Origin of the sequence: Enterobacter cloacae complex sp. 2022EL-00981, from assembly GCF_028737495.1 — a bacterium.
Taxonomy (GTDB): domain Bacteria; phylum Pseudomonadota; class Gammaproteobacteria; order Enterobacterales; family Enterobacteriaceae; genus Enterobacter; species Enterobacter cloacae.
Map to the genome: position 1 here is coordinate 14,061 of NZ_JAQZRK010000046.1, position 15,175 is coordinate 29,235.

Below are 15,175 nucleotides of genomic sequence, written 5' to 3' on the forward strand. Positions count from 1 at the left end.
AAAAATTGTCGAGGCGCTCTGGAGAGTCACAACCGGACGATTGTCATCTATCGTCCGGTTTTTTATTGTCATGCCGTCAGCAACGGAAGCTGACCAGGGCGAAAAGCTTCTTCCTCGTTTCGCCCTGCCTCTGATTCATTGCACACGCCGCCCGCCAGTGAATGAGTATTTTCTTAATGGTTCTTAAGATAAATCATCTCATCTGAAACTGTGTTCCGTATAATTCACAGCTAACCGCAGGACAGCGACTATGCTGAGAGGATATCGGCAGACGAAAAACTCACCATCAGGATTGATGTACAACTCATGGCACTTCACAGCAGAAAGCTCTCTTTTACCCGACCCATTATGCTCAGCTTTGCGGGGATCCTGTGCAGTTTTGCGCTGATCGCGGTCGTGGTTACCCTTTCACAACAAAAAGATTTTCTTGAGGATTATCATAAGATTAATGGTAACTTCACTCACAACCTGGCGGTGAACTACACCGAATCTATCCTGCGTGAAAACGACTATATCCTTGGGCGTTCGGCGCTCTATTTTTCACGCAACGACACGCTGAACGAGATGCTGAACGTCAATCCGTCGCAGGGTTTACAGATGTTGATGCATCTACAGAACCTGATGCCGACCGTCTCTTCCATTTCTCTGACAGACACCCAGGGCCGTTATCTGCGCGCGCCGGAGGTACTTCCCACGGAAAAGAGCAAAACCTTCGATCCCCGGACGCGTCCATGGTTCATCGCCCAGGCGGAAGCCAGCATCTTCAGCCACTATACCCGCCCCTACATGGACTATTTTACCGGGCATCCCACGGTCACTCTTTATAAGCCGTTGATTTCGCCGGAAGGACGGCTCAAGGGTACAATAGCATTTCATCTCGATTTGACCTCCATGGGGTTTACCCTTCGTCAGATGGTAGCGCCTGTACAAGGGGAATTCTTTGTTGTCGAACGCGACGGTGCCGTGGTGCTTCATCCTGATCCGGGCGCGCTCTTCAAGCAGTACGTGAGCGAAGCGCTGATGGACAAAATGACCAGCGGCGAAGGCCATCTGTATGATAAGAAAACCAAAGCCTGGTATTACTACTACTCCTTCACCAACCCGGACTGGTTTGTCATCTACCGGGTTTCGGGCGCAACGCTCACCGACATTACCCGCCATGAGACCACTATCGTCGGCTGGGGTTTTGCGCTGGCGGCCATCATTATCATCCTCTTCGGTCTGTACCTGCGCCATGAGTCGCGTACCGTGCTGATGACGATTATCAACGCCATCAAAACCGGCGACGTCAACCAGGCTCCGCGTCTGGAAGCGATGCTCAGTCATACTATCCAGTCCAATAAAGCGCGTGAGATGGCCTATGTGCGCCAGGCCACCCATGATGCACTCACCGGCTGCAAAAACCGCCGGGCATTTGATAGCGATGTAGAAGAGCTACTCAGTGCCCACCAGCCTTTCGCCCTGGCGCTGATTGACATCGACAACTTTAAATCGATTAACGACACCTGGGGTCACCTGAGCGGTGATATCGTCCTGCGTAACGTGGCGCGTGAAGGGATCCAGATAATGCAGCCGCATAACGTCTCGGTTTACCGCTACGGTGGAGAAGAGTTCGCAGTGATTTTCCAGGCTGACCAGATCGCTAGCGCATTCTCGTTACTTGACGCGTGGCGTACCGCCGTTGAAAAACGCGTCTGGCGGGAAGAAAACCTGCGGGTAACGTTCAGTGCCGGTCTGGGAGAATGGCATTTCGAACCGCTGGAGGAGCTGGTGGGGAGCGTAGATAACGCCCTCTACAGCGCGAAACAACAGGGAAAAAACCGCATTATTCGAACGTCTGTCGGCTGATTTTCGCTGCCCGGCGCAAAATTGTAACCGGTTTCAGAAAAATGCCGATTTCTTTGTGATGCCTGACACACAATCACGGTAAAGCGGTTGTTGAAGCAGTCTGCACGGGATAATTATCAATAAACACATGTAGATCGAGGCTGATTATGAAGAACATCGTTTTATGCTGTGCAGCGGGAATGTCAACGAGCATGCTGGTTCAACGTATGAAAGACGCCGCGCAGAAAAAAGGGGTTGAAGTCACCATTAAAGCCGTTCCGGTCGCGGAATTTAAAGACAACATCGCGACGGCCGACATCGTATTACTGGGGCCACAGGTTAAATACGAGCAGGCGAAACTTCAGGCCCAGGCCGAGCCGCTGGGTAAAAAGGTCGCGGTGATCGACATGATGGATTACGGCATGATGAAAGGTGATGCCGTACTGGAAAAAGCGCTCAAACTGCTGGAGTCATAATGGAAGACTTAGAAACGACAATCATGGAACTGCTGGTCAACGCGGGTGCGGCGCGCAGTGCTGCCCTGACGGCATTACAGATGGCGCGTAAAGGTGACTTTGACGGGGCCGAAAAGGCGATGGAAGAGTCGCGCGAGTATGTGAAGCATGCGCACACCATCCAGACACAGCTTATTGGTCTTGATGAAGGCACCGGGAAGCTTCCGGTTAACCTGATTACCGTCCATTCTCAGGATCACCTGATGAACGCGATGGTCATCCAGGATCTGGCGGGCGATATGATTGAGCTTTATCGACGCATCCCGTTGCTAAATTAAAAGCTACAGCTGTAAAAAAACCCGCCGAGGCGGGTTTTTTATTTACGGCATCAACGATTACTCGTTGTCGGAACCGCCCAGACCTGCGTTCAGCAGCTCTGCCAGGCTCGCGGATGCATCTTCAGCAGTCACCTGCGGTGCAGCTGGCAGTTCGCCTGCAGCACGACGACGCATACGATCCTGATGGTACGCATAACCGGTACCCGCCGGGATCAGACGCCCCACGATAACGTTCTCTTTCAGACCGCGCAGTTCATCACGTTTACCTGCAACAGCGGCTTCGGTCAGGACACGAGTGGTTTCCTGGAACGATGCTGCAGAGATGAAGGACTCGGTTGCCAGAGACGCTTTGGTGATACCCAGCAGATCGCGCGAGAAGGTCGCACCGATTTTGCCGTTCGCTTCCAGTTCGCGGTTAGCGATCTTGACGCGTGAGTACTCAACCTGCTCGCCTTCCAGGAACTCGGAGCTGCCCGCGTTCTCGATGGTCGCTTTACGCAGCATCTGACGAACGATAACTTCGATGTGTTTATCGTTAATCTTAACGCCCTGCAGACGGTATACGTCCTGTACTTCGTTAACAATGTAACGCGTAACAGCATGCACACCACGCAGACGCAGGATGTCGTGCGGCGCTTCTGGACCGTCGGAAACCACGTCACCACGTTCTACGCGTTCACCTTCGAACACGTTGAGCTGACGCCACTTAGGAATCATCTCTTCGTACGGCTCGCTGCCATCTACCGGGGTGATAACCAGACGGCGTTTACCTTTGGTCTCTTTACCGAAGGAGATGATACCGCTGATTTCAGCCAGGATTGCCGGCTCTTTCGGACGACGTGCTTCGAACAGGTCCGCAACGCGTGGCAGACCACCGGTGATGTCCTTGGTACCGCCGGATTCCTGAGGAATACGCGCCAGGGTGTCACCAGAGCTGATCTGTACGCCATCTTCCAGCTGTACAATCGCTTTACCAGGCAGGAAGTACTGCGCAGGCATATCGGTACCAGGGATCAGAACGTCGTTACCCTGAGCATCAACGATTTTCAGTGCAGGACGCAGATCTTTACCGCCGGTAGTACGTTCAGCAGAATCCAGAACTACCAGAGAAGACAGACCGGTCAGCTCGTCAGTCTGACGAGTAATGGTCTGGCCGTCGATCATGTCAGTGAAGCGGATGAAACCACTCACTTCGGTGATAACTGGCATGGTGTGTGGATCCCAGTTTGCAACGGTTTCACCGCCGGCAACCTGCTCGCCATCACCTTTCGCCATAACAGCACCGTAAGGCACTTTATAGCTCTCTTTGGTACGACCGAATTCGTCGATCAGCTTCAGTTCGGTGTTACGAGAAGTGATAACCAGTTTACCGCTGGAGTTCACAACCGATTTCGCGTTGCTGAGCTTGATGCTACCTTTGTTTTTCACCTGGATGCTGGATTCAGCAGCCGCACGAGATGCCGCACCACCGATGTGGAACGTACGCATCGTCAGCTGTGTACCCGGCTCACCGATGGACTGTGCCGCGATAACGCCGATGGCTTCACCTTTGTTGATGATGTGGCCACGTGCCAGGTCACGACCATAGCAGTGCGCACATACACCAAAGTCGGTGTCACAGGATACAACGGAACGCACTTTCACGGAGTCAACAGAGTTCGCTTCCAGCAGGTCACACCACTGTTCGTGCAGCAGCGTGTTGCGTGGAACCAGAATGTCTGCGGTACCCGGCTTCAGAATGTCTTCCGCGGTAACACGACCCAGTACGCGATCGCGCAGTGGCTCTTTAACATCACCACCCTCGATAACCGGGGTCATGGTGATACCTTCAAGGGTGCCACAATCGTCTTCGGTCACCACCAGATCCTGCGCAACGTCAACCAGACGACGCGTCAGATAACCGGAGTTCGCTGTTTTCAGTGCGGTATCCGCCAGACCTTTACGCGCACCGTGCGTGGAGATGAAGTACTGGAGTACGTTCAGACCTTCACGGAAGTTCGCGGTGATTGGCGTTTCGATGATGGAGCCATCTGGCTTCGCCATCAGACCACGCATACCTGCCAGCTGACGAATCTGTGCTGCAGAACCACGCGCACCGGAGTCGGCCATCATGTAAATGCTGTTGAAGGAAACCTGCTGCTCTTCTACGCCGTCACGGTTAATCACGGTTTCGGTTTGCAGGTTATCCATCATCGCTTTGGATACACGATCGTTCGCCGCAGCCCAGATATCGATAACTTTGTTGTAGCGTTCGCCCGCGGTTACCAGACCAGACTGGAACTGCTCCTGGATTTCCGCAACTTCAGCTTCTGCTTCAGAGATGATCTCGTGTTTCTTCTCTGGGATGACCATGTCATCGATACCAACAGAGGCACCTGAACGCGCTGCATAAGCAAAGCCGGTGTACATTGTCTGGTCAGCGAAGATAACAGTCGGCTTCAGACCCAGAATGCGGTAACAGGTGTTCAGCATTTTGGAGATCGCTTTCTTACCCAGCGCCTGGTTGACGATGGAGAAAGGCAGACCTTTCGGTACGATCATCCACAGAATGGCACGGCCGATAGTCGTGTCTTTCAGGCTGGTTTTCGCAACGAATTCGCCGTTAGCATCTTTTTCGTATTCAGTGATACGCACTTTAACGCGCGCATGCAGAGAGGCCAGGCCAGCGCGATAAATACGCTCAGCTTCTTTCGGGCCAGTCAGCACCATGCCTTCGCCTTTAGCGTTAACACAGTCACGGGTCATGTAATACAGACCCAATACAACGTCCTGAGAAGGAACGATGATTGGTTCACCGTTCGCTGGAGACAGGATGTTATTGGTAGACATCATCAGCGCACGCGCTTCGAGCTGGGCTTCCAGCGTCAGCGGTACGTGAACAGCCATCTGGTCACCATCGAAGTCGGCGTTATACGCCGCACAAACCAGTGGGTGCAGCTGGATAGCTTTACCTTCGATCAGGACTGGCTCGAATGCCTGGATACCCAGACGGTGCAGAGTTGGTGCACGGTTCAGCAGTACCGGGTGTTCGCGGATCACTTCGTCCAGGATATCCCAAACGACAGCTTCTTCACGCTCAACCATTTTCTTAGCGGCTTTGATGGTGGTGGCGAGTCCTCGCAGTTCCAGTTTGCCGTAGATGAATGGTTTGAACAGCTCCAGTGCCATTTTCTTCGGCAGACCGCACTGATGCAGACGCAGGTATGGACCTACGGTGATTACAGAACGACCGGAGTAGTCAACACGCTTACCGAGCAGGTTCTGACGGAAACGACCCTGTTTACCTTTGATCATGTCGGCCAAAGATTTCAGAGGACGTTTGTTAGAACCGGTGATCGCACGACCGCGACGACCGTTATCCAGCAGGGCATCTACCGCTTCCTGCAGCATACGTTTTTCGTTGCGTACGATGATATCCGGCGCAGCCAGATCCAGCAGACGTTTCAGACGGTTGTTACGGTTGATCACGCGACGATACAGATCGTTCAGATCGGACGTTGCGAAACGACCACCATCCAGCGGAACCAGCGGACGCAGATCTGGCGGCAGAACCGGCAGAACGGTCAGGATCATCCACTCTGGCTTGTTACCAGACTGAACGAACGCTTCCAGCAGTTTGATACGCTTGGTCAGCTTTTTACGCTTGGTTTCGGAGTTGGTTTCGTTCAGCTCTTCACGCAGCTGCTCGCACTCTTGCTCCAGATCCATGCTCTTCAGCAGGGCCTGAATAGCTTCCGCACCCATCTTCGCGTCGAATTCGTCACCGAACTCTTCCAGCGCGTCCAGATACTGCTCTTCAGTCAGGATCTGGTGACGTTCCAGGTTCGTCATCCCGCCTTCGATAACCACATAAGATTCGAAGTACAGAACACGTTCGATATCGCGCAGCGGCATATCCAGCAGCAGGCCGATACGGGACGGCAGAGATTTCAGGAACCAGATGTGAGCAGTCGGAGACGCCAGCTCGATGTGGCCCATGCGCTCACGGCGCACTTTGGTCTGGGTCACTTCAACGCCGCACTTCTCACAGATCACACCACGGTGTTTCAGGCGCTTGTACTTACCGCACAGGCACTCGTAATCTTTTACTGGCCCGAAAATACGTGCACAGAAAAGGCCGTCACGCTCAGGTTTGAACGTACGGTAGTTGATGGTTTCCGGCTTTTTAACTTCACCGAAAGACCATGAACGGATCATGTCTGGCGAAGCCAGAGCAATTTTGATCGCATCAAACTCTTCGGTTTTAGTTTGCGCTTTCAGAAACTTTAATAAGTCTTTCACGGATTTGCTCCCGTCGGAGTTAGCACACTCTGCTGTCGGGCGTTAACCCGACAGCAGTGACCTGTTTGAGCGAGAATTACTCGTCTTCCAGTTCGATGTTGATACCCAGCGAACGAATCTCTTTCAACAGTACGTTGAAGGACTCTGGCATGCCCGGTTCCATCTGATGGTTGCCGTCCACGATGTTCTTATACATCTTGGTACGACCGTTCACGTCATCAGACTTAACGGTGAGCATTTCCTGCAGGGTGTATGCTGCGCCGTATGCTTCCAGCGCCCACACTTCCATCTCCCCGAAGCGCTGACCACCGAACTGTGCCTTACCACCCAGCGGCTGCTGAGTAACCAGGCTGTAAGAACCGGTAGAACGAGCGTGCATTTTGTCGTCGACCAGGTGGTTCAGTTTCAGCATGTACATGTAACCTACGGTTACCGGACGCTCGAACTGTTCACCGGTACGGCCGTCAAACAGCGTAATCTGACCAGACGTTGGCAGACCACCCAGTTGCAGCAGCTCTTTAATTTCAGCTTCTTTTGCACCGTCGAATACCGGCGTTGCAATTGGCATACCTTTGCGCAGGTTCTCTGCCAGACGCAGCACTTCTTCATCGCTGAAGGTGTTCAGGTCGACTTTCTGACGCACATCGGTACCCAGATCGTAGGCACGCTGGATGAATTCGCGCAGTTTCGCGACTTCCTGCTGCTGTTTCAGCATGGCGTTAATCTTGTCGCCGATACCTTTCGCAGCCATACCCAAGTGGGTTTCCAGAATCTGACCGATGTTCATACGAGACGGTACGCCCAGCGGGTTCAGTACGATATCTACCGGCGTACCGTTAGCATCGTGCGGCATATCTTCGATCGGGTTGATCTTAGAGATAACACCCTTGTTACCGTGACGACCTGCCATCTTATCACCAGGCTGGATCTGACGTTTAACAGCCAGATACACCTTAACAATCTTCAGCACGCCTGGTGCCAGATCGTCGCCCTGAGTGATTTTGCGGCGTTTCGCTTCGAGTTTTTTCTCGAACTCGTGTTTCAGTTCGTCATACTGCTCAGCCAGCTGTTCCAGCTGATTTTGTTTCTCTTCGTCGGTCAGGCCCAGTTCCAGCCAGCGATCGCGTGGCAGTTTGTCGAGCTTCTCAGCTTCAACGCCACCGGCAACCAGCACCGCATAGATACGGCTGAACAGACCCGCTTCGAGGATCTGCAGTTCTTCAGACAGGTCTTTCTTAGCCTGTTTGAGCTGCATCTCTTCGATTTCCAGCGCACGTTTATCTTTCTCAACGCCGTCACGGGTGAAGACCTGAACGTCGATAACCGTACCGGAAACACCGTTTGGTACGCGCAGAGAAGAGTCTTTAACGTCAGACGCTTTCTCACCGAAGATTGCACGCAGCAGTTTCTCTTCTGGCGTCAGCTGGGTTTCACCTTTCGGCGTTACCTTACCAACCAGAATGTCGCCGCCGGTCACTTCCGCACCGATGTAAACGATACCGGATTCATCCAGTTTGGAGAGCGCAGCTTCACCCACGTTAGGGATGTCAGCGGTGATCTCTTCTGGCCCCAGCTTGGTGTCACGGGACACACAGGCCAGTTCCTGAATGTGGATGGTGGTGAAACGATCTTCCTGTACCACACGTTCGGAGACGAGGATGGAGTCTTCGAAGTTGTAACCGTTCCACGGCATGAACGCTACGCGCATGTTCTGACCGAGCGCCAGTTCACCGAGGTCGGTGGACGGACCGTCTGCCAGCACGTCGCCGCGCTCAACTGGCTCACCCAGAGATACGCAAGGCATCTGGTTGATACAGGTGTTCTGGTTAGAACGGGTGTATTTGGTCAGGTTGTAGATGTCGATACCCGCTTCGCCCGGATACATCTCGTCTTCGTTAACTTTGATAACGATACGGGATGCGTCAACGTACTGAACAGTACCGCCACGCTTAGCCACTGCAGTAACACCGGAGTCAACGGCAACAGCACGTTCCATACCGGTACCAACCAGCGGCTTATCAGCACGCAGAGTTGGAACGGCCTGACGTTGCATGTTCGCACCCATCAATGCACGGTTGGCGTCATCGTGTTCCAGGAACGGGATCAGGGACGCACCAACGGATACCACCTGCTGGGTGGATACGTCCATGTAGTCAACCTGGTCGCGGCTGAACAAGCTGGATTCGCCTTTGCTACGGCAGGTAACCAGATCTTCTACAAAGTGGCCTTCGTCATCCAGGTTGGAGTTCGCCTGAGCGATAACGTAGTTGCCTTCTTCAATAGCAGACAGGTAATGAATTTCGTCGGTAACAACACCGTCAGTCACTTTACGGTACGGGGTCTCAAGGAAACCGTATTCGTTTGTCTGTGCGTACACGGACAGGGAGTTGATCAGACCGATGTTTGGACCTTCAGGCGTTTCGATTGGACATACGCGACCGTAGTGAGTCGGGTGTACGTCTCGAACTTCGAAGCCTGCGCGTTCACGGGTCAGACCGCCTGGACCGAGTGCAGAGATACGGCGTTTGTGCGTAATCTCAGACAGCGGGTTGTTCTGGTCCATAAACTGAGACAGCTGGCTGGAACCGAAGAACTCTTTCACGGCTGCAGAAATCGGCTTGGCGTTGATCATATCCTGAGGCATCAGGGTATCCAGATCGCCCAAAGACAGACGCTCTTTCACCGCACGCTCTACACGCACCAGGCCAACGCGGAACTGGTTTTCCGCCATTTCGCCTACGGAACGGATACGACGGTTGCCGAGGTGGTCGATGTCGTCCACTTCGCCTTTACCGTTACGGATATCGATGAGCTTCTTCATCACTTCGATGATGTCGTCTTTGCTCAGGATACCGGAACCTTCGATCTCATCGCGCAGCAGAGAACGGTTGAACTTCATACGACCAACCGCAGACAGATCGTAGCGGTCTTCAGAGAAGAACAGGTTCTCGAACAGGCTTTCAGCCGCTTCGCGAGTTGGTGGCTCACCAGGACGCATCATGCGGTAGATTTCTACCAGCGCGCTCAGACGATCGTTGGTTGGGTCGACGCGTACAGTCTCAGAGATGTACGGACCGTGGTCCAGATCGTTAGTGAACAGCGTTTCGATACGTTTGTGGCCAGCCTGACTCAGCTTAGCCAGCAGATCCAGGCTCAGCTCCATGTTAGCCGGGCAGATCAGCTCGCCAGTTGATTCATCAACGTAATCTTTCGCGGCTACTTTTCCTGCAATGTATTCAACCGGAACTTCGATGTGTTTGATATCATCTTTTTCCAGCTGACGGATGTGGCGCGCGGTAATACGGCGACCTTTTTCCACATACACTTTGCCGTCGGCTTCGATGTCGAACGACGCGGTCTCACCACGCAGACGTTCCGGCACCAGCTCCATCTGCAGCTTGTTGTCGCGGATTTCAAAGATCACTTTTTCAAAGAACAGGTCCAGGATCTGTTCAGTGGTATAGTTCAGTGCGCGCAGAATGATGGTTGCAGGCAGTTTACGACGACGGTCGATACGGACAAACAGGTTGTCTTTTGGATCGAACTCGAAGTCCAGCCATGAACCACGGTAAGGAATGATGCGCGCGTTATACAGTACTTTACCGGAAGAGTGTGTTTTACCTTTATCGCTGTCGAAGAAGACGCCCGGGCTACGGTGCAGCTGGGAAACGATAACACGCTCAGTACCGTTGATAACGAAAGTACCGTTGTCTGTCATGAGTGGAATTTCACCCATGTAGACTTCTTGTTCTTTAATGTCTTTAACAGTGCCTTCCGGCGCTTCGCGCTCGTAGATCACCAGACGCAGTTTTACGCGCAGCGGTGCGGAATAGGTCACGCCACGGATCTGACATTCCTGAACGTCAAACACCGGTTCGCCAAGGCGGTAGCTGACGTACTGCAGCTCGGAGTTACCGCTGTAGCTCTGAATTGGGAACACGGAACGGAAGGCTGCTTCCAGACCGTACTGCCCTTCAGGATCTTGCTCGATAAACTTCTGGAACGAGTCAAGCTGGATAGAAAGGAGATATGGAATGTCCAGAACTTGTGGACGTTTACCAAAATCCTTACGAATACGTTTTTTCTCGGTATAGGAGTAAACCATAGGGTTCCTCAGCTCGCTGACAAGTCGACCCATCTGTCCGACGAAGGGACAGTTTGTGCAACACCATTTTGTGGACCGGAAAATTGAATACTTTCCGCAATACCTGTTGCTATCACGCTTAAACCATTTCATTGCGATTTACACAGAGCGAGCACCCTGTCGCAGTATATTAAGTCGTCGATAGAAACAAGCATTGAAAGACACATCGATAGTCAAACAGTGTGAAATGCTACCGAGGCCTTACAGCGCAAAAAGGCTGGTGACTAAAAAGTCACCAGCCATCAGCCTAATTACTTAGGCTGCAACCAGAAAAGTTGGCTTATTTAACTTCAACTTCAGCGCCAGCTTCTTCCAGAGATTTTTTCAGTGCTTCTGCGTCGTCTTTGCTCACGCCTTCTTTCAGCGCAGCTGGAGCAGATTCTACCAGGTCTTTAGCTTCTTTCAGACCCAGACCGGTAGCGCCACGAACAGCTTTGATTACTGCAACTTTGTTCGCGCCAGCAGCTTTCAGAATTACGTCGAATTCAGTTTTCTCTTCAGCAGCGTCAGCAGCTGGGCCAGCAGCAACAGCTACAGCAGCAGCAGCAGAAACACCGAATTTTTCTTCCATTGCAGAGATCAGCTCAACAACGTCCATTACGGACATAGCGGATACTGCTTCAATGATTTGATCTTTAGTGATAGACATTTAAATTGTTCCTGAATATCAGAATAAGTTTATACGTAAGCAGATGCTTTATAAAGATAACTGCGATTAAGCAGCTTCTTTCGCATCGCGTACAGCAGCCAGAGTACGAACCAGTTTGCCAGCCGAAGCTTCTTTCATGGTTGCCATCAGGCGTGCAATTGCTTCTTCGTAGGTCGGCAGAGTTGCCAGGCGGTCGATCTGAGACGCCGGGATCAGCTCACCTTCAAAGGCAGCGGCTTTGACCTCAAATTTTGCATTCGCTTTCGCGAACTCTTTGAACAGACGAGCAGCAGCGCCCGGGTGTTCCATAGAGTATGCAATCAGGGTCGGACCAACAAACGTGTCTTTCAGGCACTCAAAAGAGGTACCTTCAACAGCACGGCGCAGCAGGGTGTTACGAACAACACGCATGTAAACGCCAGCTTCACGACCTGCTTTACGCAGTTCAGTCATTTTATCTACAGTTACGCCACGGGAATCCGCAACTACTGCAGACAGCGCGCCTTTGGCTACTTCGCTGACTTCAGCAACAATCGCTTGTTTGTCTTGAAGATTTAAAGCCATTAGCTTTTGCTCCTGGATGTTTGCCGGAACTCATGTTCCGGAACTCACTTCACTCTTCCCAACGGAAAGAGCGTCTTAATACGGTGAGCAGAAACAAGCCAGAATATCCAAAAATAATCTTAGCGTTCTGTCACCGTCTACGCAGGGGATTAAGTCTCTTGCGAAACACCTGCGGTCTTCGACGGAGGCCTGGATTAGGCCAGGCTCCAACGAACAATTCTTTTAGCCGCTAACTTTCGTTAGCAAACGTGGGGGTAAGATTGTAGACAAAATCACCGCCCACGTAAAGGCATTAGTTTGCAGCAGCGCTCAGGCCAGCCTGGTCAACTGCAACACCTGCACCCATGGTGGTGGAGATGCTAACTTTCTTGATGTACACGCCTTTCGCCTGAGTTGGTTTTGCTTTTTTCAGCGCAACCAGCAGAGCTTCCAGGTTTTCTTTCAGTTTGTCAGCGTCGAAGTCCACTTTACCGATGGTGGTGTGGATGATGCCGTTTTTGTCGTTACGATAACGAACCTGACCTGCTTTAGCGTTCTTAACCGCTTCAGCAACGTTAGGGGTTACAGTACCCACTTTCGGGTTTGGCATCAGGCCGCGTGGACCCAGAACCTGGCCCAGCTGGCCAACAACGCGCATTGCATCTGGAGATGCGATAACAACGTCAAAGTTCATTTCGCCTTTTTTGATCTGGTCAGCCAGATCTTCCATACCTACCAGTTCAGCGCCAGCAGCTTTAGCAGCTTCTGCGTTTGCACCCTGAGTAAATACAGCTACGCGAACGGAACGGCCAGTACCATGTGGCAGTACAGTTGCACCACGAACGTTCTGATCAGATTTACGAGCATCGATGCCCAGGTTAACAGCAACGTCAACGCTTTCAACGAACTTAGCGGTAGCCAGTTCTTTCAGCAGAGCGATAGCTTCGTTGATGTCGTACTGTTTGGTCGCATCAACTTTGTCACGGATCACGGACATGCGCTTGGTCAGTTTAGCCATTTCTTAGTCCTCCACTACCAGGCCCATGGAACGTGCAGTACCTTCGATAGAGCGAGTCATCGCTTCAATGTCGGCACCAGTCATGTCGGCAGCTTTGGTCTGCGCGATTTCCTGCAGCTGAGCGCGGGAAATTTTACCCACTTTGTCTTTGTTCGGTTTACCGGAACCAGACTTGATACCAGCCGCTTTCTTCAGCAGAACTGCTGCAGGAGGGGTTTTGGTAACGAAAGTGAAAGAACGGTCAGCGTAAACAGTGATTACAACTGGGATTGGCAGACCTTTTTCCAGGGATTCAGTTTTGGCGTTAAACGCTTTACAGAATTCCATGATGTTCACACCCTGCTGACCCAGAGCTGGACCAACTGGTGGACTTGGGTTCGCCATACCAGCTGCAACCTGCAGCTTGACGTAGGCTTGTACTTTCTTAGCCATTCTAAAATCCTCTGATTGGGTGATAGCGCCTCAGCGAGGCTCCCCGTGAATAAAATCGTTTTACAGGCCGTGGCCCATAAAAACAAAAGGCGCGAAATTGTATTCCAATCTCGCGCCCTGTGCAACGATTAAATCGCCGCTTTTTTGATCGCTGCTTAGGCTTTTTCTACCTGGGCAAAGTCCAGTTCTACCGGGGTCGCACGACCGAAGATAGAAACAGAAACTTTCAGGCGGGATTTCTCGTAATCCACTTCTTCGACCACGCCATTAAAGTCAGCAAACGGACCGTCATTAACACGAACCATTTCACCCGGTTCAAACAGCGTTTTCGGACGCGGCTTATCACCCACCTGCTGCAGGCGGTTCATAATCGCATCAACTTCTTTGTCGCTGATTGGCGCCGGACGGTCAGACGTGCCGCCGATAAAGCCCATCACGCGCGGTACGCTGCGCACAAGGTGCCAGCTCGCGTCGTTCATAACCATCTGAACCAGCACGTAACCCGGGAAGAATTTACGCTCGCTTTTGCGGCGTTGGCCGCCACGGATCTCGACCACTTCTTCGGTCGGAACCATAACTTCGCCAAATAACTCTTCCATGTTGTGTAATTTGATATGCTCACGCAGCGACGTTGCTACGCGGCCTTCAAAACCGGAAAACGCCTGAACGACGTACCAGCGCTTTTTAGGGGCTTCAGACATCTCAGAACCTCAGGCCAGTGATAAAGGATACCAGGCGAACCAGAATACCATCCAGTCCCCACAGGATCAGTGACATTACAGCGGTTACCGCCGCTACGATCAGCGTGGTGTGCAATGTTTCCTGGCGAGTCGGCCAAATTACCTTACGGACTTCGGTACGCGCTTCGCGGGCAAAAGCGACAGTCGCTTTGCCTTTTGTCGTCAACAGCGCGACACCACCCGCTGCAGCAATCAGAATTACCACTGCAAGCGCGCGTAGCGGCAGCATAATGTCACGATAAAGATAGTTGCCGACGATCGCTACGATCAGCAGAACGGCTACCACTACCCATTTCATCGCTTCCAGGCCGCGCCCGCTCCCTTGAGCTTCGGTATTCGCACTCATAAACCAACCTGTCAGAAGTATTCTACAAACATTTTCACCCCGCGATCGCGAGGCAAACCAAATCGAAATGCTAATTCGCTTTTCGAATTATACGCTCTCTGCAGAGCCTGTCTCAGCAATGATTATGACAAAAATAATCACTGATGAGCCAGGTTCTGGCGTGAAAGCGTGCAAAAAGGGCATCAAATGATGCCCTTTTATTGCGCATTGCGTCAAATGTTATCAGCAATTAGCCGAGAACTTTAGCAACCACGCCCGCGCCAACGGTACGGCCACCTTCACGGATTGCGAAACGCAGACCGTCGTCCATCGCGATTGGGTGGATCAGAGTCACAACCATCTTGATGTTGTCGCCTGGCATTACCATCTCTACGCCTTCTGGCAGTTCGATGGTACCGGTCA

Annotated in this window: 11 protein-coding genes and 1 pseudogene; 3 read left to right on the forward strand and 9 right to left on the reverse strand. The window is 52.2% G+C overall.

The genetic code is table 11. The annotated features are described in order from the left end of the window. The first annotated feature begins 306 nt into the window (after nucleotides 1-306). From PUZ33_RS23895 to PUZ33_RS23905, 3 genes are all read left to right on the forward strand, one after another. On the forward strand, nucleotides 307-1,848 hold the full coding sequence (locus PUZ33_RS23895; RefSeq protein WP_058682906.1) for a sensor domain-containing diguanylate cyclase: 1,542 nt from the start codon (nucleotides 307-309) through the stop codon (nucleotides 1,846-1,848). Nucleotides 1,849-1,994: 146 nt separating this feature from the next. Continuing rightward, nucleotides 1,995-2,303, forward strand: a complete 309-nt coding sequence (locus PUZ33_RS23900) for a PTS sugar transporter subunit IIB (RefSeq protein ID WP_023334100.1) — start codon at nucleotides 1,995-1,997, stop codon at nucleotides 2,301-2,303. Then, nucleotides 2,303-2,620: a PTS lactose/cellobiose transporter subunit IIA gene (locus tag PUZ33_RS23905; protein ID WP_020684626.1), complete on the forward strand. Its 318-nt coding sequence runs from the start codon at nucleotides 2,303-2,305 to the stop codon at nucleotides 2,618-2,620. The genes PUZ33_RS23900 and PUZ33_RS23905 overlap by 1 nt, the downstream gene beginning before the upstream one ends. Nucleotides 2,621-2,677: 57 nt before the next feature. Here PUZ33_RS23905 and rpoC read toward each other — a convergent pair whose 3' ends face one another. The 9 genes and pseudogenes from rpoC to tuf form a co-directional block, all read right to left on the reverse strand. Next, the gene (gene rpoC / locus PUZ33_RS23910) at nucleotides 2,678-6,901 is read right to left on the reverse strand and encodes a DNA-directed RNA polymerase subunit beta' (RefSeq protein WP_013095003.1); all 4,224 of its coding nucleotides are present in this window, start codon (nucleotides 6,899-6,901) and stop codon (nucleotides 2,678-2,680) included. A gap of 76 nt (nucleotides 6,902-6,977) precedes the next feature. Next, nucleotides 6,978-11,006 carry a DNA-directed RNA polymerase subunit beta gene (gene rpoB, locus PUZ33_RS23915; RefSeq protein ID WP_008503453.1) on the reverse strand — a complete coding sequence of 1,343 codons (4,029 nt, stop codon included), beginning with the start codon at nucleotides 11,004-11,006 and terminating at the stop codon, nucleotides 6,978-6,980. A gap of 319 nt (nucleotides 11,007-11,325) precedes the next feature. After that, a complete protein-coding gene (rplL, locus tag PUZ33_RS23920; RefSeq protein ID WP_013095002.1) occupies nucleotides 11,326-11,694 on the reverse strand; it encodes a 50S ribosomal protein L7/L12 in 369 nt (122 codons plus the stop codon). 66 nt (nucleotides 11,695-11,760) lie between these two features. Continuing rightward, nucleotides 11,761-12,258: a 50S ribosomal protein L10 gene (gene rplJ / locus PUZ33_RS23925; RefSeq protein WP_013095001.1), complete on the reverse strand. Its 498-nt coding sequence runs from the start codon at nucleotides 12,256-12,258 to the stop codon at nucleotides 11,761-11,763. Between the two features lie 292 nt (nucleotides 12,259-12,550). Further along, nucleotides 12,551-13,255, reverse strand: coding sequence for a 50S ribosomal protein L1 (rplA, locus tag PUZ33_RS23930; RefSeq protein ID WP_013095000.1), 705 nt, complete (start codon nucleotides 13,253-13,255; stop codon nucleotides 12,551-12,553). A gap of 3 nt (nucleotides 13,256-13,258) precedes the next feature. Further along, on the reverse strand, nucleotides 13,259-13,687 hold the full coding sequence (gene rplK, locus PUZ33_RS23935; RefSeq protein WP_008503452.1) for a 50S ribosomal protein L11: 429 nt from the start codon (nucleotides 13,685-13,687) through the stop codon (nucleotides 13,259-13,261). A 155-nt stretch (nucleotides 13,688-13,842) separates the two neighbouring features. After that, nucleotides 13,843-14,388: a transcription termination/antitermination protein NusG gene (gene nusG, locus PUZ33_RS23940; protein WP_003862341.1), complete on the reverse strand. Its 546-nt coding sequence runs from the start codon at nucleotides 14,386-14,388 to the stop codon at nucleotides 13,843-13,845. Between the two features lies 1 nt (nucleotide 14,389). Next, nucleotides 14,390-14,773, reverse strand: coding sequence for a preprotein translocase subunit SecE (secE, locus tag PUZ33_RS23945; protein WP_013094999.1), 384 nt, complete (start codon nucleotides 14,771-14,773; stop codon nucleotides 14,390-14,392). A 229-nt stretch (nucleotides 14,774-15,002) separates the two neighbouring features. Beyond that, a pseudogene (gene tuf / locus PUZ33_RS23950) lies at nucleotides 15,003-15,175 on the reverse strand (elongation factor Tu); the annotation flags it as partial.

Bases quoted from the DNA above. Each gene is read 5' to 3' on its own strand.
- PUZ33_RS23895 (WP_058682906.1), top strand. From the start codon at position 307: ATGGCACTTCACAGCAGAAAGCTCTCTTTTACCCGACCCATTATGCTC.
- PUZ33_RS23900 (WP_023334100.1), top strand. From the start codon at position 1,995: ATGAAGAACATCGTTTTATGCTGTGCAGCGGGAATGTCAACGAGCATG.
- PUZ33_RS23905 (WP_020684626.1), top strand. From the start codon at position 2,303: ATGGAAGACTTAGAAACGACAATCATGGAACTGCTGGTCAACGCGGGT.
- rpoB (WP_008503453.1), bottom strand. From the start codon at position 11,006: ATGGTTTACTCCTATACCGAGAAAAAACGTATTCGTAAGGATTTTGGT.
- rplL (WP_013095002.1), bottom strand. From the start codon at position 11,694: ATGTCTATCACTAAAGATCAAATCATTGAAGCAGTATCCGCTATGTCC.
- rplJ (WP_013095001.1), bottom strand. From the start codon at position 12,258: ATGGCTTTAAATCTTCAAGACAAACAAGCGATTGTTGCTGAAGTCAGC.
- rplA (WP_013095000.1), bottom strand. From the start codon at position 13,255: ATGGCTAAACTGACCAAGCGCATGTCCGTGATCCGTGACAAAGTTGAT.
- rplK (WP_008503452.1), bottom strand. From the start codon at position 13,687: ATGGCTAAGAAAGTACAAGCCTACGTCAAGCTGCAGGTTGCAGCTGGT.
- nusG (WP_003862341.1), bottom strand. From the start codon at position 14,388: ATGTCTGAAGCCCCTAAAAAGCGCTGGTACGTCGTTCAGGCGTTTTCC.
- secE (WP_013094999.1), bottom strand. From the start codon at position 14,773: ATGAGTGCGAATACCGAAGCTCAAGGGAGCGGGCGCGGCCTGGAAGCG.